The sequence below is a fragment of the Frankia sp. CoWAU3 genome (genome assembly GCF_977971855.1).
On sequence record NZ_CDWWXB010000005.1, the window covers coordinates 10,954 to 35,840 of the forward strand.

At 70.7% G+C, this 24,887-nt stretch carries 18 protein-coding genes; all 18 read right to left on the bottom strand.

Annotation, left to right across the window (positions count from 1 at the left end; all coding sequences use genetic code 11):
• On the bottom strand, positions 1-1,298 hold a 1,298-nt coding region (locus AC08ON_RS01340; protein ID WP_476616319.1), incomplete at its 3' end, for a MiaB/RimO family radical SAM methylthiotransferase.
• Between the two features lie 4 nt (positions 1,299-1,302).
• Complete coding sequence (locus AC08ON_RS01345) at positions 1,303-2,172, bottom strand: helix-turn-helix domain-containing protein (RefSeq protein ID WP_476606077.1); 870 nt, start codon at positions 2,170-2,172, stop codon at positions 1,303-1,305.
• Between the two features lie 105 nt (positions 2,173-2,277).
• On the bottom strand, positions 2,278-4,839 hold the full coding sequence (locus tag AC08ON_RS01350; protein ID WP_476616323.1) for an FtsK/SpoIIIE family DNA translocase: 2,562 nt from the start codon (positions 4,837-4,839) through the stop codon (positions 2,278-2,280).
• A 354-nt stretch (positions 4,840-5,193) separates the two neighbouring features.
• Positions 5,194-6,879, bottom strand: coding sequence for a ribonuclease J (locus AC08ON_RS01355; RefSeq protein WP_011437919.1), 1,686 nt, complete (start codon positions 6,877-6,879; stop codon positions 5,194-5,196).
• Positions 6,876-7,886, bottom strand: a complete 1,011-nt coding sequence (gene dapA, locus AC08ON_RS01360) for a 4-hydroxy-tetrahydrodipicolinate synthase (RefSeq protein WP_476606106.1) — start codon at positions 7,884-7,886, stop codon at positions 6,876-6,878. Before dapA ends, AC08ON_RS01355 begins: the two co-directional genes overlap by 4 nt.
• A gap of 520 nt (positions 7,887-8,406) precedes the next feature.
• On the bottom strand, positions 8,407-9,555 hold the full coding sequence (locus AC08ON_RS01365; RefSeq protein WP_476606107.1) for an acetate/propionate family kinase: 1,149 nt from the start codon (positions 9,553-9,555) through the stop codon (positions 8,407-8,409).
• A gap of 32 nt (positions 9,556-9,587) precedes the next feature.
• Entirely contained in the window at positions 9,588-11,996 is a 2,409-nt protein-coding gene (locus AC08ON_RS01370; RefSeq protein ID WP_476606079.1) for a phosphoketolase family protein, read from the bottom strand.
• A 59-nt stretch (positions 11,997-12,055) separates the two neighbouring features.
• Complete coding sequence (gene thyX / locus AC08ON_RS01375; RefSeq protein WP_476606080.1) at positions 12,056-12,841, bottom strand: FAD-dependent thymidylate synthase; 786 nt, start codon at positions 12,839-12,841, stop codon at positions 12,056-12,058.
• A 438-nt stretch (positions 12,842-13,279) separates the two neighbouring features.
• Positions 13,280-14,602, bottom strand: a complete 1,323-nt coding sequence (gene hisS / locus AC08ON_RS01380; protein ID WP_476606081.1) for a histidine--tRNA ligase — start codon at positions 14,600-14,602, stop codon at positions 13,280-13,282.
• 204 nt (positions 14,603-14,806) lie between these two features.
• Entirely contained in the window at positions 14,807-16,435 is a 1,629-nt protein-coding gene (locus AC08ON_RS01385; protein WP_476606082.1) for a UDP-glucose dehydrogenase family protein, read from the bottom strand.
• Entirely contained in the window at positions 16,413-17,480 is a 1,068-nt protein-coding gene (gene galE / locus AC08ON_RS01390) for a UDP-glucose 4-epimerase GalE (RefSeq protein WP_476606083.1), read from the bottom strand. The genes AC08ON_RS01385 and galE overlap by 23 nt, the downstream gene beginning before the upstream one ends.
• A 331-nt stretch (positions 17,481-17,811) precedes the next feature.
• Positions 17,812-17,943, bottom strand: a complete 132-nt coding sequence (locus AC08ON_RS01395; protein WP_476606085.1) for a hypothetical protein — start codon at positions 17,941-17,943, stop codon at positions 17,812-17,814.
• Between the two features lie 264 nt (positions 17,944-18,207).
• Positions 18,208-19,158: a UDP-glucuronic acid decarboxylase family protein gene (locus AC08ON_RS01400; RefSeq protein ID WP_476606086.1), complete on the bottom strand. Its 951-nt coding sequence runs from the start codon at positions 19,156-19,158 to the stop codon at positions 18,208-18,210.
• A 496-nt stretch (positions 19,159-19,654) separates the two neighbouring features.
• Positions 19,655-20,155, bottom strand: coding sequence for a hypothetical protein (locus AC08ON_RS01405; protein WP_476606087.1), 501 nt, complete (start codon positions 20,153-20,155; stop codon positions 19,655-19,657).
• The gene (locus tag AC08ON_RS01410) at positions 20,152-20,307 is read right to left on the bottom strand and encodes a hypothetical protein (RefSeq protein WP_476606088.1); all 156 of its coding nucleotides are present in this window, start codon (positions 20,305-20,307) and stop codon (positions 20,152-20,154) included. Before AC08ON_RS01410 ends, AC08ON_RS01405 begins: the two co-directional genes overlap by 4 nt.
• Before the next feature lie 134 nt (positions 20,308-20,441).
• Positions 20,442-21,233: a 4-hydroxy-tetrahydrodipicolinate reductase gene (gene dapB / locus AC08ON_RS01415; protein WP_476606089.1), complete on the bottom strand. Its 792-nt coding sequence runs from the start codon at positions 21,231-21,233 to the stop codon at positions 20,442-20,444.
• Between the two features lie 26 nt (positions 21,234-21,259).
• Positions 21,260-22,663 carry a M16 family metallopeptidase gene (locus AC08ON_RS01420; protein ID WP_476606090.1) on the bottom strand — a complete coding sequence of 468 codons (1,404 nt, stop codon included), beginning with the start codon at positions 22,661-22,663 and terminating at the stop codon, positions 21,260-21,262.
• A gap of 9 nt (positions 22,664-22,672) precedes the next feature.
• Positions 22,673-24,862 (bottom strand): polyribonucleotide nucleotidyltransferase, encoded by a 2,190-nt coding sequence (locus AC08ON_RS01425; RefSeq protein WP_011437931.1) that lies wholly within the window; start codon positions 24,860-24,862, stop codon positions 22,673-22,675.
• Positions 24,863-24,887: the final 25 nt, after the last annotated feature.

The window sequence follows — 24,887 nt, forward strand, 5'->3', positions numbered from 1 at the left end:
CAGCCGGTGGCCAGACCACCGGCGACCTCCTCCACCAGGACCTGTACCCGGGAGCCGATCCGCGCGTCCGCCCGGGCGGCGGTCAGCTGCTCGACGAGGTCGGTGACGCGTACCCGGCGGCGCTCGATCAGCTCATCGGGGATCTTGTCCGTCAGCCCGGCGGCCTCGGTGCCCTCCTCGTCGGAGTAGCCGAACACGCCGACGGCGTCGAGCTCGGCGGCCTCGAGGAACTCCGCGAGGATGTCGACATCCTCGGGGGTCTCCCCCGGGAACCCGACGATGACGTTGGATCGCGCCCCCAGGTCGGGCGCCAGCGCGCGGGCGCGGGCGAGCAGGTCGAGGAAGTGCCCACTGCCGCCGAAGCGGCGCATCCGGCGCAGCACCGGCGGGCTCGCGTGCTGGAAGGACAGATCGAGATAGGGCGCGAGGCCCGGAGTGGTCAGCAGCACCTCGAGCAGCGACGGACGCATCTCGGCGGGCTGCAGGTAGACCGTGCGCACCCGGACAATGCCCGACACCGCCGCGAGTTGCGGCAGCAGCTTCTCCAGCGCACGCAGATCCCCGAGGTCCTTGCCGTAGGAGGTGGAGTTCTCGCTGACCAGGACCAGCTCGCGGGCACCCTGACCGGCCAGCCATTCGGCCTCGGCGAGCACGTCGTCGGGTGACCGCGAGACGTGGGAGCCGCGGAACGACGGGATCGCGCAGAAGGCGCAGCGCCGGTCACAGCCGCTGGAGATCTTCAGGACGGCGACCGGCCCGGTCGTTAACCGCCGGCGCAGCGGAACGGCTCCGGTGGACACCGCGCCCGGCGGGAGAGCGGGGGCGGCCCGGTCCAGCGGGGTGATCGGCAGCATCGTCCGCCGGTCACGCGGGGAGTGCGCGGGCACCGGGGTACCGGCCAGCACGGCCGCGAGGTGCGTGGCGATGTTCGGATAGGCATCGAATCCGAGGACCGCGTCCGCCTCGGGCAGACTCTCGGCGAGCTCGGTTCCGTAACGCTCGGCCAGGCAGCCCACGGCCACCACCGCGCGCGGACCCGGACCGGCGCCGTCCGCGGGACCGGATGGAGCGCCACCGGCCCGCAGGTCGTCCGCCGCAAGCAGAGCGTCGATGGAGTCCTTCTTCGCCGCGTCGACGAATCCGCAGGTGTTGACGAGCACGGCGTCGGCATCGGCGGCGTCGGAGACGAGCTCCCACCCGTCCGCGCCAAGCCGGGCGGCCAGCTCCTCCGAATCCACCTCGTTCCGGGAACAACCGAGCGTGATCAGAGCTACCCGGCGATGGAGGCGTGTGGACACCAGGTCAGGCTACCGGGACCGGCGCGGGCGTTGGCGCGGCCACGAGACCGCTACGCTGTTCGTCGCCGACCTCGCAGGCGCCGGAGGCTGCGGCGCTCACCCGGATCGTCACGACCTGCCCGAGCCCGCCCGGCGCCCCGAGGCTCCTGCCGTTGCACGACACATCGACCGCACCGGCATTGCCCGCCCTGATGTGCAGGGCCCCCGACGCCGTCACCGTCCGGCTGTCGCCGGACTGCAGGAGCTGGGAGAGCAGGACATGCTCGGCGTCGTCGCGCACCTCCAGCCAGCTCTGCGCGTCGCGTACCGTCAGGACGACGTTCACCCCTGCCGGCGCGGGCGTGGTCACGGTGGGAACGGCCGGGCTCGTCGAGACCGGCGGGACGCTCACGGTCGGAGTGAGCCCCACGGCCCCGCCCGGCCCCGGCGCGGCCCTGTCGTCCGAGGAACCGGAGGAACCTGGCAGCAGCAACGCGAGAGCCGCGATGACGCACACCACGACCAGCGAAACGATCATTGCCGGCCCCCACCGGAACCCGCCGCGCAGCCGGCGGGACCCCCCGCGCAGCGGATCGAACTCGGCCGAGGGGATAATCATCAATGGGCCGGTCTGGTGCTCGTGCGAGGCGTCGTAAGCCGCCAGCACCCACCCGGGATCGAGCCCGAGGGTGGTGGCGATGCTGCGCAGATGCCCACGGGCATACACCGTGCCGCCGCACTGCGAGAAGTCGTCCCGCTCGATCTGATCGATCAGACCCGCCCTGACCCGGGTGCGCTCGCTGACCTGGGAGACCGTGAGACCGCGGTCACGCCGCGCCGCGGCCAGGATGGACCCGACGCTGTCCCGCGGCTGCGGATCGTCCGCGGACTGCATGAGCGAACCTCCGCAATCGTCTTTTCCGCCTACCGTGGGCGCGAGGCCTTCAGTTTACGGTGCCCCCCCGGCGCTGAAAGCGGGGACATTCCGCCGGAGGCTTCCTCATCCGTTACGCAGGGTTGTGAGCAAACCCTCCAACTCGTCCGGCATGACCAGCACGTCACGCGCCTTCGATCCCTCACTTGCGCCGACGATGCCCCGGCTCTCCATCAGGTCCATCAGCCGCCCGGCCTTCGCGAACCCGACCCGCAGCTTGCGCTGCAACATCGAGGTGGAGCCGAACTGCGTGCTCACCACGAGCTCAACGGCCTGCAGGAAGAGCTGTAGATCGTCTCCGATCTCCTCGTCGATCTCCTTCCTGGCCTCGCCGCCGGCGTCGAACACGTCCTCCCGGAACGCCGCCGGCGCCTGTTCCTTCGTGTGGTCGACGATGGCCGCGATCTCGTCCTCGGAAACGAAGGCACCCTGGATACGGGCGGGTTTACCCGCTCCCATCGGCAGGAAGAGCGCGTCCCCCAGGCCGACGAGCTTCTCCGCGCCGGCCTGGTCGAGGATCGTCCGGCTGTCCGCCAACGACGCCGTCGCGAAGGCGAGCCGGGACGGCACGTTCGCCTTGATCAGGCCGGTCACCACGTCGACGGAGGGCCGCTGGGTGGCGAGCACCAGGTGGATGCCCACCGCCCGGGCCATGGCGGTGATCCGGCAGATGGCGTCCTCGACGTCGCGCGGCGCCACCATCATCAGGTCGGCGAGCTCGTCGACGATGGCCAGGATGTAGGGGTAGGGCACGTAGACACGTTCGGATCCCGGCGGGGCGGCGATCTCGCCGTTGCGCACTTTGCGGTTGAAGTCGTCGACGTGACGCACCCCGCACGCGGCCAGGTCCTCGTACCGGTTCTCCATCTCCTTCACGACCCATTGCAGCGCATCGGCCGCCTTTTTGGGATTCGTGATGATCGGCGTGATCAGATGGGGAATACCCTGATAGTTCGTCAGCTCGACCCGCTTGGGGTCCACCAGCACCATGCGCACCTGGTCAGGGGTGGCCCGGGCCAGCACCGAGGTGATGAGGGTGTTGATACACGTCGACTTGCCGGCTCCGGTCGCCCCGGCGATGAGGATGTGCGGCATCTTGGCCAGGTTGGCGAGCGCGTAGCCGCCCTCGATGTCCTTGCCGAGACCGACAACCAGCGGATGCGGGTTACCGATCGCCTCCCCGCTGCGCAGGACGTCGCCGAGCGACACCAACTCCCGGTCGGTGTTGGGAATCTCGATACCGACCGCGCTCTTGCCCGGGATCGGACTGATGATCCGCACGTCCGGGCTCTTCACCGCGTACGCGATGTTCTTCGTGAGCTGGATGATCCGCTCGACCTTGACCGCGGCACCGAGCTCGACCTCGTAGCGGGTCACCGTCGGTCCCCGGGTGAAGCCGGTGACCTGGGCGTCCACTTTGAACTGGGCGAACACATCGGTCAGCGAGGCGATCACCCCGTCGGTCGCGGCCGAGCGGACCTTGGGCGGCGTACCGGAACGCAGCAGGGTCGGCGACGGCAGCCGGTAGTCACCATCGGTCGGGGGGACCAGATGCTCGATCTCACCGCCGAAGTCCGCGGAACCCGGACCGGGGACGCCGGTCGCGGTGTCCGCCGCACCCGCGGTCACCCGGGCTGCCCGGGCCCGGGCCCTGCGCTGCGGACCGGGCGCGGCCCCCGCTACCGGTTCCCCGCCACCAGCGGCCGCACCGCCCGGATCGGGGGCCGTGGTCACGTAGCCGGTATCCGCCTCCGGGCCGGCGAGCTCACCGAACAGGTCGAGGGCGAGATCCCCGGCGGGACCGGCGGCATCGGCGGGACCGGCGGGACCGGCGGGACCGGCGGGACCGGCGGGACCGGCGGCATCGAAGACCTCGCCATCACCCGGGGACGTTCCCCCAGGCGGGGTCGCCCGACCACCGCGCCGACGCCGACCCCGACCCGCCCCGGCCGCCCCGGCTGCGAGCAGGCCGTCGGACAGCTCCGAATCGTCCTCGGGGTCGTCGCGGAAGTCCACGTCCGCGTCGTACTCGCCGGCATCCCGAGCGGGACCGCGCACCCCGATGGTGAGTCGATCGACGAGTTCACCGAGCCGCTCGGGCACCTGGCGGACAGGGGTCGCCGTGATGACGAGAACGCCGAAGAACGTCAGCAGCAGCAACAGCGGAACGGCGACGTACGGCGTCACCGCGCTCGCCAGCGGGAGGCCACCGAGCAGCCCGACGACGCCACCGGCCGCCCGCATCCGGGCGACGCCGTCCGAGAAGTCGGGCAGGCCACGGGCGATGTGCACCATGCCGAGCAGACCGACGGCGACCGCCGTCCACCCGATCACCACCCGGCCCCGGCTATCCGGATCGGTCGGGGACCGGACCAGCCGCCACGCGGCGCCCAGGCCGAACAGCGGCAGTGCCCAGGCACCGGTGCCAACCAGCAGCTCCAGGATCGCGGCCACGTACCTCCCCAGCGGCCCGGCGGCGGAGAACCACACCGAGGCGCCGGCCAGGATCGCCCCGCCGAACGCGGTCAGGCCGAGCCCGTCACGCCGGTGCCCTGGATCGATGTGCAGCTCACGGGCGCCCCGGCCGGCCCGGCGCAGCATGGTGCCCAGCGCCGTCGCCGCGCCCATCCACAGCCGGTAGACGCTCTTGACGACTGTCTGGCCGATCAGCAGCGACAGCGGGGGACGGCTCGCCCGCGCCGGTGGACGGGCCGGTCTCCTACCGCGGCCGGCCGCGCGGGAGCTGCCCGACCGGCCAGCCGCCGTCGATGCGCGTGCCTTGCCGCCCTGACCGCCGCCTCGCAAGGTACCTTCACCCCGCGAGGTGCCTTGACGCCCACCACCGCCCCTCGGCCGGGACGTGGCCGTCTCCGTCTGCGCACGCGTCCGCGCGCCACTGGTCCGTGTGGCCACCGTCGAAACGGTACACACGAGCGTGCCCGAGTACTGGCAACCCCGACGAACCGGGCGCGCCGCAACGCCTCAGACCTCGAGAACCACCGGAACGATCATCGGACGGCGCCGGTAGTTCTCGTTGACCCAGCGACCGACCGTACGCCGCACGAGCTGCTGCAGGGCCGTCAGATCGTTCATCCCGGTGCGCATCGCGTCCACCAGCCCGTCGCTGACCAGTTTGGAGACGGAGTCGAAGGCGCCCGGCGCATCGGAGAAGCCGCGGGCGGAGAGATCCGGGCCGACGACGACCTTGCCCGCTGCGGCGTCCACCACGACGGTGATCGTGATGAAACCCTCCTCGCCGAGGATCCGGCGGTCCTTCAGGCTCGGCTCACCGACGTCCCCGACCGCAGCGCCGTCGACGTAGACATAGCCGCAGGGAACAACGCCGGTGATCCGCGCCCGGCCGTCGAGCAGGTCGATGACCATGCCGTCCTCGGCGAGCACCACGTGGTCCGGGGGCACCCCGGTCGCCTCGGCGAGCTTGGCATGGGCCCGCAGGTGCCGCCATTCGCCGTGGACCGGCATGACGTTGGACGGCCTGGTGGCGTTCAGGACGTAGAGCAACTCGCCCGCCGGGGCGTGACCCGAGGTGTGCACCTTCGCCACGCCCTTGTGAACGACCTTGGCGCCGTAGCGGGTCAGCCCGTTGATCACTCGGAACACCGCGTTCTCGTTGCCGGGGATGAGGCTGGAAGCGAGCACGACCGTGTCGCCGGCCTGGATGCGGATCTGGTGATCCCGGTTGGCCATCCGGGACAGGGCCGAGAGCGGCTCCCCCTGGGAGCCCGTGGAGATCAGGCAGATGTTGCGGTCCGGCAGCGCGTCCACGTCCCGGGCGTCGACAATCAGACCCGGTGGCACCCGCAGCAACCCGAGGTCGCGGGCCACTCCCATGTTGCGGACCATCGACCTGCCCACGAAGCAGACCGACCGACCGTGCTCCTCGGCCGCGTCGAGCACCTGCTGCACCCGGTGCACATGGCTGGCGAAGCAGGCGATGATGATCCGGCGGGTCGCCTCGCGGAAGACTCCGTCGAGCACCGGGGCGATCTCCCGCTCGGAGGTGACGAACCCGGGCACCTCGGCGTTGGTCGAGTCGGACAGCAGCAGGTCCACACCCTCGCGGCCGAGCCGCGCGAAGCCCCCCAGGTCGGTCAGCCGGCCGTCGAGCGGCAGCTGGTCCATCTTGAAGTCGCCGGTGTGCAGGACGAGCCCGGCCTCGGTGCGGATGGCCACGGCCACGGCGTCCGGGATGGAGTGGTTGACCGCGAAGAACTCGCACTCGAACGGCCCGAAGGCGTGCCGCTCCTCCTCCCGGATCTCCTGAGTGACCGCCTTGACGCGGTGCTCGGCGAGCTTCGCGTTCATCAGCGCCAGGGTGAGCCGGGTGCCGATCAGCGGGATGTCACGCCGTTCCCGCAGCAGGTAGGGCACCGCCCCGATGTGATCCTCGTGTGCGTGGGTGAGGATCACCGCCTCGATGTCGTCGAGACGATCCCGGATGGCGGTGAAGTCGGGCAGGATCAGGTCGATCCCCGGCTGGACGTCCTCCGGGAACAACACCCCGCAGTCCACGATCAGCAGCCGGCCGGCGTGTTCGAAGACGGTCATGTTGCGACCGATCTCCCCGACCCCACCGAGCGGGATGATCCGCAGGCCGTCCGCGCGCAGCGGCGGCGGCGGGCCGAGGTCGGGATGCGGATGGCTCATGAGACCTCACCCGCCGCGGCGACGGCCAGCCCGACGGACGACCCGGACCCGGACGAGGCGCCGCCGGGCGCGCCCGGCGGCCCGGCGGCGTCGAGGACCGCCTCGGCGAGGTCCGCCCGCAGCCGCGCGACCTCAGCGGGAGTGGCGTCCACCAACGGTGGCCGGACCGGCCCCGCGGGCAGCCCGGCCAGCCGCAGCGCGGCTTTGGCCAGGATCACGCCCTGGGTGCGGAACATTCCTTCGTACGCGGGCAGCAAGCCCTGATGCAGCGCGATCGCCCGACCCACCTCACCGGCCCCGAAGGCCTCGATCATGGCACGGATCGCGGGTGCGGCCACGTGCCCGACAACACTGATGACTCCGCATGCCCCGATGGATAGCAACGGCAGGTTGAGCGCGTCGGTGCCGGAGTAATACGCCAGACCGGTCCGCGCCAGCACCCAGGAGGATGCGGGCAGATCGTCCTTAGCGTCCTTGACCGCGACGATACGCGGGTGTTCGGCCAACCGCACCAAAGTCTCCGACGCCACCGGAACCCCGGTCCGGCCGGGGATGTCGTAGACGACGACCGGTAGCCCGGTCGCCTCGGCGACGGTGACGAAATGCCGCAGCAACCCGGCCTGCGGTGGCTTGTTGTAGTAGGGCGTCACGACGAGCAGACCGTGCGCGCCCGCGGCTTCGGCGGCCCGCGCCAGTTCCACGCTGTGCGCGGTGTCACTCGTCCCGACACCGGAGATCACGCGGGCACGGCTTCCCACGGCCTCGACGACGACCCGCACCAAGCGGTCCTTCTCCTCGTCGGTGGTCGTCGGAGACTCCCCGGTGGTGCCGTTGACCACGAGCCCGTCGTTGCCGGCGTCCACCAGACGGCTCGCGAGCTGCGCGGCACCCGCCTCATCGAGACCGCCGTCCGCCCGGAACGGCGTGACCATCGCTGTGATCACGCGCCCGAACGGCGCCGGCGGCAACATTGACATACCGGTCACGCTAGACGGCACCTCCGACATCACCTCGGCGACCGACGTCACCCGCCGGACCGCCGAACCTCCACGTTCACTCCTCCGACACCGCCGGGCCGGCACCGGTCCATCCTCCGCCCACGCCGCCTTTCCCGCTCCGCCGGCCCGAGCCGGGCCTGCTCCCCGGACCCGCCCACAAGCACCACCGGCGACCGGCGCGAGACCCGCGGGGGCGCCGGGCCACCACACGCGGATACCATCCGCCCAGCCCGGGGACGGCGCACCGCGCGCTGTCGGGCACCGCGACGGGGTCTGACGCCGATCGGACCCCGCCGTCACCGAATGGAGACGGATCGCGACCGGCCGGGCCCCGCTCGGGGACGACGGGACGACCGGCGGAGAGGACACCGGACCGGACCGCACCGGACCGGGCAGCACCGTCCCACTCGCCGCGACAGAGCCTTCAGAGTACCGCCACCGGATCGTCCGGGCGGTGCCATCCGGCGGCGCGCGGGTCCGCCAGGATCGCACCCGCCACCCGGGACATTACCGTAACATCGGACTACCGTCACCCAGCGCCACCAGCGAGGGCTGCCCGGGTCCCGCGGGCGATCTCCAGGTCCTCGCGTGCCTCGATCACGAGCGTGCGCACGGCGGCCCCCAGCACGCCGATCTCGCGCTCCGTGCCACCAGATAGGCCCGTGCCGCCCGGCAGACCCGTACCACCGGCCCGGGCCGGATCGTTACGCTCGGGATCCACCGCCACGCCCAGGTAGCCGAGTCCGGCCGCGGCCCCGGCCCGCACGGAGGCAGAGTTCTCCCCGACGCCGCCGGTGAACACCAGGGCGTCCAGCCCGCCCAGCGCGGCGGTCATCGCGGCGATCCCGGCGCGCAGCCGGTGCAGGTAGACCGCCAGCGCCAGCGCGGCGGCCGGCTCACCCGCGGCGGCGCCGGACTCGACATCCCGCATGTCCGCCGTCCCCGCGAGCGCACGCAGCCCCGCCGAGGTGAACAGGCGATCGGTGAGCTCGTGCGCGCTCAGTCCCGCCTCCGTCTGCAGCCACAGCAGCGCGCCGGGATCCACGGTGCCGGACCGGGTGGCCATCACCAGGCCCTCCAGCGGGGTGAAGCCCATCGTGGTGTCCACCCCCACCCCGTCGAGAACGGCGGCGAGCGACGCGCCCGAGCCGAGATGACAGGTCACGATGCGCCGCGCCCCGGTGAGCGCGGCCGCCCGCCGGGAGACGTGGGCGTGGGACAGGCCGTGGAAGCCGTACCGGCGGATGCCGTACCGCTCCCGCCACTCGGCCGGGATGGCGTAGGTGATGGCCTCCGCCGGCATCCGGCTGTGGAACGCCGTGTCGAAGCAAGCGACCTGCGCCACCTCGGGCACGGCCGCCCCGACCTCGTCGAGGGCGGCAAGCGCCGCAGGCTGGTGCAGGGGGGCGAGGGCGGTCAGCCTCCGCAGCCGCTCGACCACGACCCGGTCGACGACCACGGGGGCGGCGAAATCCGTCCCGCCGTGCACGATGCGGTGCCCGACCGCGCCCGGCTGGCCACCCTCGTGGGTGAGCTCGCGCAACGCGGCGATGACCCCGGCCGAGTCCACCCGACCGGCTGGCGCGGTGAGATCGCGCGCGGCGAGCAGGACGTCGTCCGGGCCGATCAGCCGCAGCTTGAGGCTGGCCGATCCGGCGTTGACCACCAGGACGTTCATCGCGACGGGGCGGGGCTCGGTAGGGGCGAGGCTCAGTAGGGCCAAGTCCAGTTCCGGATCTCCGGGACGTCCTCGCCGTGGTCCCGGGTGTAGGTCCGGGCCGCGAGCCGCGCGTCGATCATCTGCTGCCGGACGTGCGCGGCGCGGGCGCCCAGACTCGGTACCCGATCGATGACGTCCGCCACCAGGTGGAACCGGTCGAGGTTGTTCAGCATGACCATGTCGAACGGGGTGGTGGTCGTCCCCTCCTCGATGTAGCCACGGACATGCAGGTTGTGATGGTTGTGCCGCCGGTAGGTCAGCCGGTGGATCAGCCAGGGATAGCCGTGGTAGGCGAAGATGACCGGCCGGTCGGTGGTGAACAGCGCATCGAAGCGGGCGTGCGAGATGCCGTGCGGATGTTCCGCCTCGTCCTGCAGGGACATCAGGTCGACGACGTTGACGACGCGCACCTTCAGGTCGGGGAAGTACTGGCGCAGGAGGTCCACCGCGGCGAGGGTCTCCAGGGTCGGGATGTCCCCGGCACAGGCCATCACCACATCCGGCAGCCCGTCGCCGGGCGCGTCGTGGTCGTTGCTGGCCCAGTCCCAGATGCCCAGGCCACGGGTGCAGTGGGCGATCGCCGCCGGCATCGACAGGTAGTTCAACGCCGGCTGCTTGCCGGCCACGATCACGTTGATGTAGTGCCGGCTGCGCAGGCAGTGGTTGCCGACGGAGAGCAGGGTGTTCGCGTCCGGGGGCAGGTACACCCGGACGACCTCGGCCTTCTTGTTCACGACGTGGTCAATGAATCCGGGGTCCTGATGGGAGAAGCCGTTGTGGTCCTGCCGCCACACGTGGCTGGTCAACAGGTAGTTCAACGATGCGATCGGGCGCCGCCACGGGATGTGCCGGGTGGTCTTCAGCCATTTCGCGTACTGATTGACCATCGAGTCGACGATGTGGATGAACGCCTCGTAGCAGGAGAAGAACCCGTGCCGGCCGGTGAGCAGATAGCCCTCCAGCCAGCCCTGGCACAGATGCTCGGAAAGCACCTCCATGACCCGACCGTCCACGGCCAGGTGCTCGTCCGTCGGTTCCGTCCCGGCGTTCCAGACGCGGTCGGTCACCTCGAAGAGCGCACCCAGCCGATTGGAGGCGGTCTCGTCCGGGCCCATCACCCGGAAGGTGCTCGGATTGGCGGCCACCACGTCCCGCAGGAACGCGCCCAGGATCCGGGTCGGCTCGGCGAGGGTGGTCCCGGGGGCGGTGACGTCGACCGCGTAGTCACGGAAGTCGGGAAGAGTCAGATCACGCAGCAGCTCGCCCCCGTTGGCATGCGGGTTCGCACTCATCCGCCGGGGACCGCGGGGGGCGAGCGCGGCGAGTTCGGGCCGCGGGGCGCCGCCGGCATCGAAGAGCTCCTCCGGCAGGTAGGAGCGCAGCCACGCCTCCAGCTGGGCCAAGTGCCCGGGGTTGTCGTGCAACTGCGCGACGGGCACCTGGTGGGACCGCCACGTGCCCTCGACCGGCAGGCCGTCAACAGTGGCCGGCCCGGTCCACCCCTTGGGGGTCCGCAGCACGATCATCGGCCAGGTGGGGCGCTCGGTGTGGCCGTGGCGGCGGGCCCGGTCCTGGATCTCGTGGATCTCGTCGACGGCGGCGTCCAGGACGCCCGCCATCCGCTGGTGCACCGCGGCCGGGTCGTCCCCGGCCACGAAGTACGGGTGGTACCCGTAGCCACGCAGGAGCGCGGTCAGCTCCTGCTCGGGGATGCGGGCCAGGATCGTCGGATTGGCGATCTTGTAGCCGTTGAGGTGCAGGACCGGCAGCACCGCGCCGTCGCGACCCGGGTCGAGGAACTTGTTGGAGTGCCAGCTCGCCGCGAGCGGGCCCGTCTCGGCCTCCCCGTCCCCCACGACGGCGCAGACCACCAGGTCGGGATTGTCGAAGGCCGCGCCGTAGGCGTGGGTCAGCACGTAACCGAGCTCGCCGCCCTCATGAATGGACCCGGGAATCTCCGGCGCGACGTGGCTGGGAATTCCGCCGGGGAAGGAAAACTGCCGGAACAGCCGCCGCATCCCCGCCACATCCCGGCCGATCGAGGGGTAGACCTCGCTGTAGGTACCTTCCAGGTAGGCGTTCGCCACGATGCCGGGACCGCCGTGACCCGGACCGATGATGTAGATGGCGTTCAGGTCCTTTGCCCGGATCACGCGGTTCAAATGGGCGTAGATGAGGTTCAGGCCGGGAGTCGTGCCCCAGTGCCCGAGCAGGCGCGGTTTGACGTGCTCCGGACGCAGCGGCTCGGCGAGCAGGGGATTGTCGAGCAGGTAGATCTGTCCGACGGACAGATAGTTCGCCGCTCGCCAGTAGGCGTGGATGAGGTCAAGCTCCACCGGGGACAACGGCCCCGCGGCCGGATCCGCCCCGCTCCGCTCGGCGTCGACGACGCTCGTCATCGGCTGTACTCTTTCTCCCAGTAAATCAATAGACGGCCGGCGGCGGGAAGGTCCGGCGCTCAGCCCTCCCCCACCAGCGGGCTGGAGGCGACCTCGGTGCCGTCATCCAGCGTCGAGATCCGGAAGTCGGCGAACACGTTGGGCGCCACCCGGAGCAGTTCCCGCAGGACGGCGACGGCAAGCCCGCGAATCTCCACGTCGGCATGCTCACTCGCCCGCATCCCGATGAAGTGCCGCCACGCCCGGTAGTTCCCGGTGACCACGATCCGGGTCTCGGTCGCGTTCATCAGCACCGACCGGGCCGCCTGACGCGCCTGCTTGCGCCGTGAGATAGGCGCGGAAACGTCGGCGAACCGCTTCTCCAGACCTTCCAACAGGCGCCCGTAGGCCTCCAGCGAGGCCGCCGCGGCCTGTTGGAACAGGGCGTGCAGCTCCGGATCGGCCGCGATGACCTCCGGTTCCACCACGGCGGCGTCCCGCTCGGGGACGTAGCGCTGGGAGAGCTGGCTGTAGGAGAAGTGCCGGTGCCGGACCAGCTCATGGGTGAGGCTGCGCGACACCCCGGTGAGATAGAGCGATACGGTCCCGTGCTCGAGCACGGACAGATGCCCGACGTCGAGAATGTGCCGTAGGTAGCCGGCGTTGGTCGCGGTCGCCGGATTCGGCTTGTTCCAGCTCTGGTAGCAGGCCCGCCCGGCGAACTCGGCGAGGGCCTGACCGCCGTCGGCGTCGGTGCTCCAGGCCACGTCGTCCGGGGGGATGAACTCGGTCTTGGCGATCACCTGGACCCGAAGCCGCACGGACGTCGGTTCGGGCGTCGGCTGCGACACTGCCACCTCCATCATCTGGACGCGGGACCCGTTGCCCGGTCGCTGGCGGACTCCGCCCACGATAGACGGCGCCCATCCGCCGGGGCGCGGGGACCTCACCCGGCTGCGGCATGCACCCGGACGCCAGGCCTGCAATCACCCGACCGGGCCAGCAATCGCCCAACCGGGATCGTGTCGGCATCCACTTACCCGTCCGGTCACCCGATCGACGCGCGGGGATTGGCAGTCACGACCCGCGTGGTACACCGGAGGTGGACGCCTCGTCAGTCCCCAGCGACGAGGAGTCGCAGTGCCCGCCCTCACGGCGTGGCATGGCGCGGCCGGGGATCTCCGCCCCCGTCAATCCCCGGCCGCCCGGCCACGTCACGACGGACAGCCTCCCGGCGATGGCGCGGCGGGCGTGCCGCCGCGCGCATCGGACCGCGGGCTGCGCACGACCCCCGGGCCCGCCGGTCAGCCCGCGGACGGGGTCCAGGTCGCCGGGTCCGCTGCGGACTGGTCCCCGGTGGCCATGTTCTTCACCTCGTGCGCCCGGCCATCGTCGAAGGGCGGGAACCAGACGAATCCGATGCCCTTGCGGGAGGCGTAGCGGACCTGCCTGGCCACCTTGTCCGGCTGGTGGTAGGTCTCCACCCGCAGCCCCCGGGTGCGCAACTCGGCGGCCGTCGCGAGGGCGGCGGCGCGGCGCGGCGCGGCGGGGATCACGACTAGCACGTCGGCGGGGCTGGACGGCCCGGTGGTGAGCAGGCCCTCGGCCAGTAGCTTGGCGAAGATGCGGGTGAGGCCGATCGAGATCCCGACGCCGGGGAGGTTGCGGCGGATGAAGGAGCCGGCAAGGTTGTCGTACCGTCCCCCCGAGCAGATGCTGCCGAAGTCCGGCCAGTCGACGAACTTCGCCTCGTAGACGGTCCCGGTGTAGTAGTCGAGACCGCGGGCGATCGAGAGGTCCGCGACCACGTCGCCGGCGGGCAGGTCAGCGAGATCGCCGAGAACCGCGGCGAGCTCGTCGAGCCCCTCGGAGAGCAGGTCCGATTTCACCCCGAGCCGGCGTACCTCCTCGACGACGCCGGGATCGCAGCCCCGAATGCCCGTGAGCTCCAGGCAGGCGCGCACCTGGTCCGGGTCGAGCCCGACCGCGGTGGTCAGCAGCCCCTCCACCCCCGCGAGGCCGATCTTGTCGAGCTTGTCGGCGACCCGGATGACGGCCAGCGGATCGCCGATGCCCAGGCCCTCGTAGAAGCCCTGGAGCACCTTGCGATTGTTGATGTTGAGGGTCCAGGGCGGAACGCCGAGGGTGCCCAGGACCTCGTGCACGATGCGGGGAAGTTCCGTGTCGAAGTGCAGGGGCACCTGATCAACGTTGATCACGTCGATGTCGCACTGGGTGAACTCGCGGAAGCGGCCCTCCTGGGGACGCTCCCCCCGCCACACCCGCTGGATCTGGTAGCGCTTGAACGGGAACACGAGGTCGTTGAAGTGGGCGGCCACGTACCGCGCGAAAGGCACTGTGAGGTCGAAGTGCAGGCCGAGGCGGGCGCTGTCGTCGTCGGCGTCGGCCTGCAGGCGGCGTAGCGTGTAGACCTCCTGGGAGGTCTCCCCCTTCGCGGTCAGCACCTCGAGCGCCTCGACCGAGGGGGTCTCTACCGAGCAGAAGCCGTACCGCTCGAACGTCGCCCGGATGGTGTCGAGCCAGCGCTGCTCGACGAGACGGACCTCGGGCAGCCACTCGGGAAATCCGCTCACGGGCAGGGGACGGACGATCGGCGCGTCACTCATCGCCGCGGAATCTCCTCATCATCTCGAACGGACGGGCACCTGCCGCCCCGGGCACGGTCAACCGCGAAGCCGGGTGGCAGTCACCGATGTCGAGCGAGGAGACGCATGAGCAGCAGCCTATCGCGTGGGGCTCGTTGACCTCACAGCCGGAGAGCGATTCCACGGCGGGGATGGGGCCCGTTCCACCGGGCCCCATCCCGTCGATCACACCGGGTGCCCCGCGCGCGCCTCGACCTCCGCGAGCCGCGCACCCGTCTCGCCGCACTGCTCGACCGGCGCCGGCGGCGCTCCGTCCCCCCGGTGCCGCTGCTCCGGCAACGAGCTCGGGATGACGCCGGTCGGCCGGCCGGGGGCCAGGTAGACCCATCCGGCCTGACGCCACTGGTCGGCGTCGAGCGCGTGCCGGGCGTCCACCACGACCTTGCGCCGGACCACGGCCCCGAGCCGGGCCGGGTCCAGGTCGGCGAACTGGCGCCACTCGGTGAGCAGGACCAGCGCGTCGGCCCCCTCGACCACGGCCTCGACGGAGTCGCTGTAGGCAAGGCCGGGCCGGGCCTGCCGGGCGTTGCGCGTCGCGACCGGATCCACGACCGTCACCCCGGCGCCGGTCTCGGCCAGTAGCCCCGCGACCGCGAGCGCCGGGGAGTCCCGCACGTCGTCGGAGTTGGGCTTGAACGCGGCGCCCAGCACGACGAGGCGCCGGCCGACCAGCGTGCCGTCGAGGGCCGCGGTGACCAGGTCCACCACACGGTCCCGGCGACGATTGTTGATCTCGTCGATCTCACGCAGGAAACGCAGCGCCGCACCGACCCCGAGCTCGTCTGCGCGGGCCTGGAAGGCCCGGATGTCCTTGGGTAGGCAGCCGCCCCCGAACCCCACCCCCGGACGCAGGAAGTTCCCGCCGATGCGCACGTCGTGGGACAGCGCCTCGGCCAGCGTCAGGACATCGGCATCGACCGCCTCGCACACCTCCGCCATCGCGTTGATGAAGGAGATCTTCGTCGCGAGAAAGGAGTTGGCCGCCGTCTTCACCAGCTCGGCCGTCGCGTAGTCGGTCACGATGACCGACACCCCCTGGGCGATCACCGGCGCGAAAGCGGCCCGCAGCGCTCCCTCCGCAGCCGGGGAGGCGACACCGAAGACGAGCCGGTCCGGTCGCAGGGTGTCGGCCACCGCGAAGCCCTCCCGGAGGAACTCCGGGTTCCAGGCCAGCTGGACGCCGGCGAGATCGCTGGAGATGTCGGCAGCGGGCTCGTCCACCTCGTCATGGCCCAACCCGTCATGGCCCACCTCGACGCGGCCCAACCCGTCGGCCCCCGCCGCGCCGGGCGCCGTCTCGCCCGCGACCGGGCGGTTCGCCGGGGCGAGCTGCGCGATCGTCCGGGCGAGCCCCGCAGCCGTGCCGGCCGGCACCGTCGACTTGCCGACCACGAGGCACGGCCGGGTCAGCAGCGGCGCGAGGCGCTCGATGGCGGCGTGCAGGTGGCTCAGGTCCGCCCCGTAACCGTCGGCACGCTGGGGGGTGCCCACACAGACGAAGTGCACGTCGCCGAACTCGGCAATCTCCTCGAAGGAGGTGGTGAAACGCAGCCGTCCGGTCCGGAGGTTCGCGCGCAGGAGGTCGGCGAGGTCGGGCTCGAAGAACGGGATCTCCCCCGCGGACAACCGCTCGATCTTCGAATGGTCGACGTCCACGGCGAGCACCTCGAAGCCAAGCTCCGCCATGCACACCGCGTGGGTGGCCCCCAGGTACCCGGTGCCGATGACGGTCAGGCGTGGACGAGGCCCGGTTCCGGGCGCCGCCGCATCATCAAGGCTGTCCGACGAGCTCATCAGGCTCCTCCTCATCGTCGTACCCCCCTGGATTGAGACGCTGAAACTCCCAGGCGTCCCGGCACATGTCCGCGACATCCCGGCGGGCTGACCAGCCGAGTGCCGTACGGGCGAGCGCCGCGTCGGCGACCAGGGCGGCGACGTCCCCCGGCCGCCTCGCCACGACGCGACTGGGGAGATCACGAGCGCAGGCCGCGGAGAAGGCCGCGAGCAGTTCCCGCACGGAGGTGCCAGCGCCGGTCCCAAGGTTGATGACCCGATGTCCCGCCTGGTCATCGAGATGATCGAGAGCGAGTCGATGGCCCTCCGCCAGGTCGACCACGTGGATGTAGTCGCGTACGCCCGTGCCGTCGGGCGTGGGGTAGTCGTCGCCGAAGATGGACAGCTCCGGGCGCCGGGCGACCGCCACCTGGGCCAGGTAGGGCATGACGTTGTTCGGCACCCCGCGGGGATCCTCGCCGAGCAGGCCCGACTCGTGCGCCCCGGCGGGGTTGAAGTATCGCAGGGACGTCACGTGCCAGGACGGATCCCGGGCGCAGAGGTCGGCGAGGATCTGCTCGCACATCCATTTGGTGCGCGCGTAGGGATTGGTCGGGCGGGCCGGCGTGTCCTCGGCGATCGGCACCTTGTCCGCCGCTCCGTAGATTGCGCACGAGGACGAGAAGACCAGCCGGCGCACGCCGTGCTCCGCCATCACGCGGACCAGACCCAACGTCGCGTTGACGTTCGTGTCGTAGTACTCCAGCGGGATGTCGACCGACTCGCCGACGGCTTTGAGAGCGGCGAAGTGAACAACGGAATCGATCTTCCATCGGCGGAACACGTCACCGAGCGCCGCCCGGTCACGGACATCGAGCCGCACGAAGTCGATGTCGCCGTCCACCACCTTACGCAGCCTGTCCAGCACCCGCGGTGAGCTGTTGACGAAGTTGTCCACTCCCACCACCCGATGACCCGCGGCGAGCAGGTCCACCCAGGTATGGGAGCCGATGAACCCCGTCGCCCCGGTCACCAGGACCGTCTCGGCTCGACTCGTCGACGTCATAGCTCGGTTATCCACTTCTTCGGTGATCAACTGAAACAACTCGTCACCGGTGCTCCACACCGGCCCGGAACAACCGATCCCGGCAGCAGGATCAACCCGACGGCGGCTAGGATCGACACCACGGCCACGCCCGTCGCCGGTGCCCTTCGGCTGGACCGCGCGGTCCCGACCGTTCGGGCAGCGAACACCGCGATGGGCACGGGCACACCCGGGGCGACGGACATCAGGCACAGCAGAACATAACCCCCAGGTCGGTGCATCACCGACCTGATAGCGGCCGCGGCGATCCCGGTGAACCAGGCGATCGGCGCGAGCAGGAGCCCCGGTCCGGTCACAGCGCCAGCGTCGGGTAGTGCACCGCCGGTGGCAAGAACCGCGCGCACGGCACCCGGGACCGGCGGCTCACGTCCCGGAAGAAGATGTCCAGGAGGTGGCGTGGCCACGGGAACTCTCGGGTCACCATTGCCGCGGACCTCCCGGGCCCGTCGCCGTTCGCCCACGCATCGGCGGCAAAGGCCCCGCCTCGGCCTGAGCGCGCACAGCAGGTAGGTGACGCTGACATCCTCGGCGGGTTGCGGACCAATGCCACCGATCCCACGTAACGCGGCGGTGCACACGGCATGGCGCCGGCCATCGCGAACCCTCCCCCGCAAACAGAAAGTCACGTTCCCCGCGCGGCCACGTTCCCGGAAAGCTCGGTGGCCGGGCGGGACACCTGTGACGCCGGTCAAGCGACCTGACGGCTCTCCGCGAGCTGGCCGGCGAACCAGGAGATCGTCCGGGTGAGCCCGTCGTGCAGGCTCGTCTTCGGTTCCCAGCCCAGGAGGGTCCGGGCGAGGGTGATGTCGGGTTGACGCACCGAGGGGTCGTCCTGGGGCCGCGGGACGAAGGTGATCGGCGCCGTCGATCCGCACCGGTCACGGACGAGCACCGCGGTGTCGAGGATCGACATCTCGTGCGGGTTCCCAATGTTCACGGGCCCGGGCAGGTCCGAGTGCAGAAGTCGGACGATGCCGTCGATCAGGTCGTCGACGTAACAGATGGACCGGGTCTGGGTTCCGTCACCGGCGACCGTGATGGGCTCGCCCCGCAGCGCCTGGGAGATGAAGGCGGGAATGGCGCGACCGTCGTCGACCCGCATCCGCGGGCCGTAGGTGTTGAAGATCCGGACAATACCGGTGTCGACACCGTGTTTGCGCTGATAGGCCATGGTCACTGCCTCGGAGAAGCGCTTGGCCTCGTCGTACACACTGCGCGGGCCGACCGGGTTCACGTTGCCCCAGTAGCCTTCCGGCTGGGGATTGACCTGTGGATCGCCGTAGGACTCCGAGGTCGAGGCGAGCAGGAACCGAGCATTCTTCTGCCGCGCCAGGCCAAGGGCGTGGAAGGTACCGAGCGAGCCGACCTTGAGCGTTTCGATCGGCAGCTCGTAGTAATCCACCGGAGATGCCGGGGACGCAAAGTGCAACACGGCGTCGACCGGACCGGAAACATAAATGAAATCATTCACATCCCGGTTGACCAGGCGGAAACGTGGGTCGGCGAGCAGATGCTCCACATTCTCCGGCCTGCCGGTGAGGAAGTTGTCGAAACAGATGACCTCGTAGCCGCCGTCCAGTAGGCGTTCACAGAGATGACTGCCCAGAAAACCGGCGCCGCCGGTCACTATCGCACGCACGTCGTGTGCTCCCGGATCTGGAATACAGAGGACCCCGGAGAGTGCCCGTCGATCGCTGTCCGGAGTCCGGCGACGACGGGCGTCCTCCCTTGAGCCATGCGAAGGAGGCGGCGCATCCGATCAGATCGCGCCGCGAGGCCAGGTTGGAGGATCGGGGGAAACGGACATCAAATGATCGGAGATCAGAGGATCAGTAGCTGCTCACCCGCCGGAGCACTCAGCATGGACGCTGCCGGACCGATCTCGAATGGCCGCAGGACACGAACACCGCACTACCCCCCAGTAGTCTGATGGCCGACAGCCGACCCTCTGCGGCATCGTACACAGGCCATCGACGCGTTAAGTACGCGGCCCGGCTCAGTCTCCCTCCTAGCCACGTCGATACGATATAACCACCTGTCACCGATGGCGCCCGACTCCCTACGGGAGATGTCAATGGCCGTCCCGGAGCCGCCTGCATTGGATGAGCAATTCACCGCCAGGGGACGGGGCACGGTCACCCGCGGGAGTGCCGCTCGAGGACGATCGCGTGACGCATCGCGGCGCGTCCCCGGCGGGTGTCCCCGGCATCTCCATAGGAGACCGCGAGCCGGTACCAGCGACGCCATTCACCCGGCGCCGCCTCGACCTCCGCCCGACGCTGGGCGAACGCGGCGTCGGCCGAGGCGCGGTCGATCCGGCCCGACGGCCGGCGCACGAGAACCGGCTCGTCGGCACGGGCGCCGGGGTTGAAGCCGCGGGCGGTGCCGGACTCGACGTCAGCCGTCGCATCCGCGGCTACGTCGAACATCCGGGCAAGCCGCTCGGTGTCGCGGCCGAAACGCAGCTCACGCAGGATGACGACGGCGCCGATCATCGGAAGCAGCACGACACCGAGACCGAGTCCACGGGCCGCCCAGCGATCGTCGCCGAGCAACTGGATTCCCCGCCAGCCGATCAGCCCGAGGTAGAAGCCACACGCCGCGACAAGCACGGCCACCAGCCAGCGGGCCCTCACCTGGACGCCCCACCGGATGCCGACGCCACCGGGCCGTCCGGATCCAGCCGGATCCGCGCCCCGGGTGCCGCCAAGGTCGCCACGACCGGCATCCGCCGCTTGACCAGGGAGCACACGTCGTCGGGGCGCGCCCGGGCCAGGCAGCTGAACATCTTACCAAGATCGATACAAAAGACGCTACGGGTACCCGCCGGGAAACGACGGTCAACGTGTCCGACCACATCCGGAAACCTATCTTTCGCGGCCCGTGGTGGCAGCAGGCACCTGCCCCAAGATGCCCGCGGCGCTAGCCCAGGTCGAGCAGCGACTCCAGACCGACCGTGAGTCCCGGTCGCTCGCCGACCTTCCGCACGCTCAGCAGCACCCCCGGCATGAACGAGGTGCGGTCGTAGGAATCGTGCCGCAGGGTGAGGGTCTCCCCCGCGCCCCCGAGCAGGACCTCCTGATGCGCGACGAGCCCGGCGAGGCGGACGGCATGCACCGGCACGCCGTCGACCCGGGCGCCGCGGGCACCGTCGAGGGCGGCGGTTGTCGCGTCCGGGCCGGCCACCGGCAACCCGGCGGTGGTACGCGCCGCGGCGACCAGCTGCGCGGTACGCCGGGCGGTGCCGCTCGGCGCGTCGGCCTTGCCGGGATGGTGCAACTCGATGATCTCCACCGAGTCGAAGAACCGGGCGGCCCGGGCGGCGAACGTCATCATCAGCACGGCGGCTACCCCGAAGTTCGGCGCGACGAGCACCCCGACCCCCGGTGCCGCAGCCAGCCAGCCACGCAGGGTCGCGAGCCGCGGCTCGTCGAAGCCGGTGGTGCCGACGACGACGTGCTTGCCGGCCTGGACGCACCAGCGGAGGTTGTCCATCACCGCGTCGGGAGTGGTGAAGTCGACGACGACGTCGGCCGCGGCGAGCGCACCACGGTCATCGCCGGTGCCGAGGGCCGCGACCAGCGCCAGGTCGGCGGCGGCCTCGACGGCGGCACACACCGTCGACCCCATCCGTCCCCGTGCACCGAGCACCCCCACTGCTGTCCCGGCTACTGGGACAGCGCCGGTTACCGGGCGGGACTCGGAGTCGGACATCGGTGAACCTCGCGGGATGAGAGTCGCTAACGGGCGACGGCAGCGCTGAAGTCGTGGTCGTCGAAGGGTCCGATGACGCCCAGGGCCCAGGACTGGTCCAGCAGCTCCCGCGCGATCGCGGTGACATCGTCGAGGGTGACCGCGTCCACCCGGGCGATGATCTCGTCGACCGACAGGACCTCACCGTGGACGAGCTCGCTCTTGCCGAGGCGGCTCATCCGGGATCCGGTGTCCTCCAAGCCGAGGATCATCGAGCCGCGGTTCTGCCCACGGGCCCGGTCGAGTTCCTCCGCGCTGATCCCGTGCTCGGCGATCTGACGTACCTGCTCACGGGCGAGCTCGAGGACCATGTCGGCACGCTTGGGGGCGCATCCGGCATAGACGCCGAACAGGCCCGCGTCGGCGAAGTGGGAGGCGAACGAGCCCACCGAGTACGCCAGCCCCCGCTTCTCCCGGATCTCCTGGAACAGCCGCGAGCTCATCCCACCGCCCAGCGCCGTCGACAGCACGCCGAGCGTGTAACGGCGCGGATCGTGCCGGGACAGTCCCCTGGTGCCGAGCACGAGATGCGCCTGCTCGGTCGGCCGGTCGGTCACGACGATGCCGGGCGGCGGCGGGTAGTCGTACGATCCGCCACGCACCTCGAACGGCTCGGCGCTCACCGTCAGACGGTCGGCGAACGCCTCGGCGACCAGCGCCAGCGCCCGGTCGTGCGCCAGGTTGCCGGCGATGGAGACCACCATCGCCGGCGGGACGTACCGGGAGCGGTAGTAGTCCGCGATGGTCTCCCGGCCCAGCCCCTCGATCGACTCGGTCGTCCCGAGCACCGGGCGGCCGAGTACCGACGACCCGAGCATCGCCGCCGCGAATACGTCATGGACGAGGTCACCCGGGTCGTCCTCGTACATGGCGATCTCCTCCAGGATCACGCCACGCTCGGCCTCGACGTCGTCGGCCGTCACCAGCGAGTTGGTGACCATGTCGGCGATGACGTCGACGGCCATCGCGAGATCGGAGTCGAGCACCCGCACGTAGTAGCAGGTGTACTCCTTGCCGGTGAAGGCGTTGATGTCCCCGCCGACCGCCTCGACCGACGCGCTGATAGTCAACGCGTCCCGGCTGGGCGTGCCCTTGAACAGCAGGTGCTCCAGGTAGTGGGAGCATCCGGCGGTCACCGGCGTCTCGTCGCGCGAGCCCACCGCGACCCAGACGCCGATCGCGACCGAGCGCACCCCGGGGACCCGCTCGGTGATGACCCGCAGACCGCCGGGGAGCACGGTGCGGCGCGCCGTGCCGTCCAGCAACGATTCGCCACCGACCCCGCCAGCAGCGAGCAGGTGCGCGGCCCGGGCGCCGGGAACCGGCTTGTTCCGCGGCGCGCCGGCGGTCCCCGCTGAGCAGGTCAGGTCGGGCGTGGGAGTGTCGGACACGACGGGCCGTCAGGAGGCGGCGGCCGCCGCGTCGGCGGCTTCGGCACTCGGGGACAGGCTGATCTTCCCGCGGCTGTCGATCTCGGTGATCTCGACCTGAAGCTTCTGACCCACCGTCAGGACGTCCTCCACCTTCTCTACCCGCTTACCGCCGGAGAGTGTCTTGAGCTTGCTGACGTGGAGCAGACCGTCCCGGCCCGGGGTGAGCGAGACGAAGGCCCCAAAATTGGTGATCTTCACAATCGTCCCCAGATAACGCTCGCCGACCTCGGGCATCTGCGGGTTGGCGATCGCGTTGATCGCCGACCGGGCGGACTCCGCCGACGGACCGTCCACCGCGCCGATGTAGATCGTCCCGTCGTCCTCGACGGTGATCTCGGCACCACTGTCCGCCTGGATCTGGTTGATCATCTTACCCTTGGGCCCAATGACCTCCCCGATCTTGTCCACCGGGATCTTGACGGAGATGACCCGCGGGGCGTGAGCGGACATCTCGTCCGGGCTGCCGATGGCCTCGGCCATCACGTCGAGGATCGCGAGCCGCGCCCCGCGCGCCTGCTGGAGCGCCGCGGCGAGGACCGAGGCCGGGATACCGTCGAGCTTGGTGTCGAGCTGGAGCGCGGTGACGAAGTCCCGGGTGCCGGCGACCTTGAAGTCCATGTCCCCGTAGGCGTCCTCGGCCCCGAGGATGTCGGTCAGGGTGACGTAGGAGTCGTCGGCGTGGATGAGGCCCATCGCGATCCCGGCGACCGGCGCCTTGAGCGGTACCCCGGCGTTGAGCAGCGACAGGGTGCTCGCGCACACCGAGCCCATGCTCGTTGACCCGTTCGAGCCCAGCGCCTCGGATACCTGCCGGATCGCGTAGGGGAACTCCTCGCGGCTGGGCAGCACCGGGAGCAGGGCCCGCTCGGCGAGTGCCCCGTGGCCGATCTCCCGGCGCTTCGGCGAACCGACGCGGCCGGTCTCGCCGGTGGAGTACGGCGGGAAGTTGTAGTTGTGCATGTACCGCTTGGTGCGGTCGGGGTTGAGCGTGTCGACCGTCTGCTCCATGCGCAGCATGGCCAAGGTCGTGACGCCGAGGATCTGCGTCTCGCCCCGCTCGAACAGTGCCGAGCCGTGTACCCGCGGGATGTAGTCGACCTCGGCCGACAGCGCGCGGATCTCGGTTGTCGAGCGACCGTCGATGCGCACGCTCTCGGTCACGATGCGGGAGCGGACGAGCTTCTTGGTCAGCGCCCGGTAGGCGGCGCCGATCTCTTTCTCTCGCCCCTCGAACTGGGAGGCCACCTTCTCGGCCGCGAGCTGGCGGACCCGGTCGAGCTCGTTCTCGCGCTCAGCCTTGCCGGGGATGCGCAGCGCGGCGGACAGCTCGTCGCCGATTGCCGCGGACAGCGCGTCCAGCACGTCGTCGTGATAGTCGATGAAGACGGGGAACTCCCGGGCAGGCTTCGCGGCGAGCGCGGCCAGCTCGCTCTGGGCCCGGCAGAGCTCACGGATGGCGGGCTTCGCCGCCTCGAGGCCCGCGGCCACGACCTCCTCGGTGGGAGCCGGCGCGCCGTGCGCGAGCAGCTCGACCGTGCCCGGGGTCGCCTCGGCCTCCACCATCATGATCGCGACGTCCGAGCCGTCCTCGATCACCCGACCGGCCACGACCATGTCGAAGGTCGCCCGAGCGAGCTCCGCATGGGTCGGGAAGGCGATCCACTCGCCGTCGACGAACCCGACCCGGGTCGCACCGATCGGCCCGGTGAAGGGCAGGCCGGACAGCGTCGTCGACGCGCTGGCCGCGTTGATGGCGACCACGTCGTAAAGGGTGTCGGGATCCAGGGCGAGCACGGTGGCCACGACCTGGATCTCGTTGCGCAGCCCCTTGGCGAACGACGGCCGCAGCGGCCGGTCGATGAGCCGGCAGGTGAGGATCGCGTCCTCGCTGGGGCGGCCCTCCCGCCGGAAGAACGAACCGGGGATGCGCCCGGCCGCGTACATCCGCTCCTCGACATCCACCGTCAGCGGGAAGAAGTCGAGCTGTTCCTTGGGCTGCTTGCTGACCGTCGTCGCCGAGAGCACCATCGTGTCGCCCAGGTAGGCGACGGCGGAGCCGGCGGCCTGCTTGGCGAGACGCCCGGTCTCGAACCGGACCGTCCGGTCTCCGGCCGGGGTCGCGATGACCGCTTCGGCCGCATGTGTCGAGTCGTCCACTCGAACCACTCCATCCTCTCTTCCT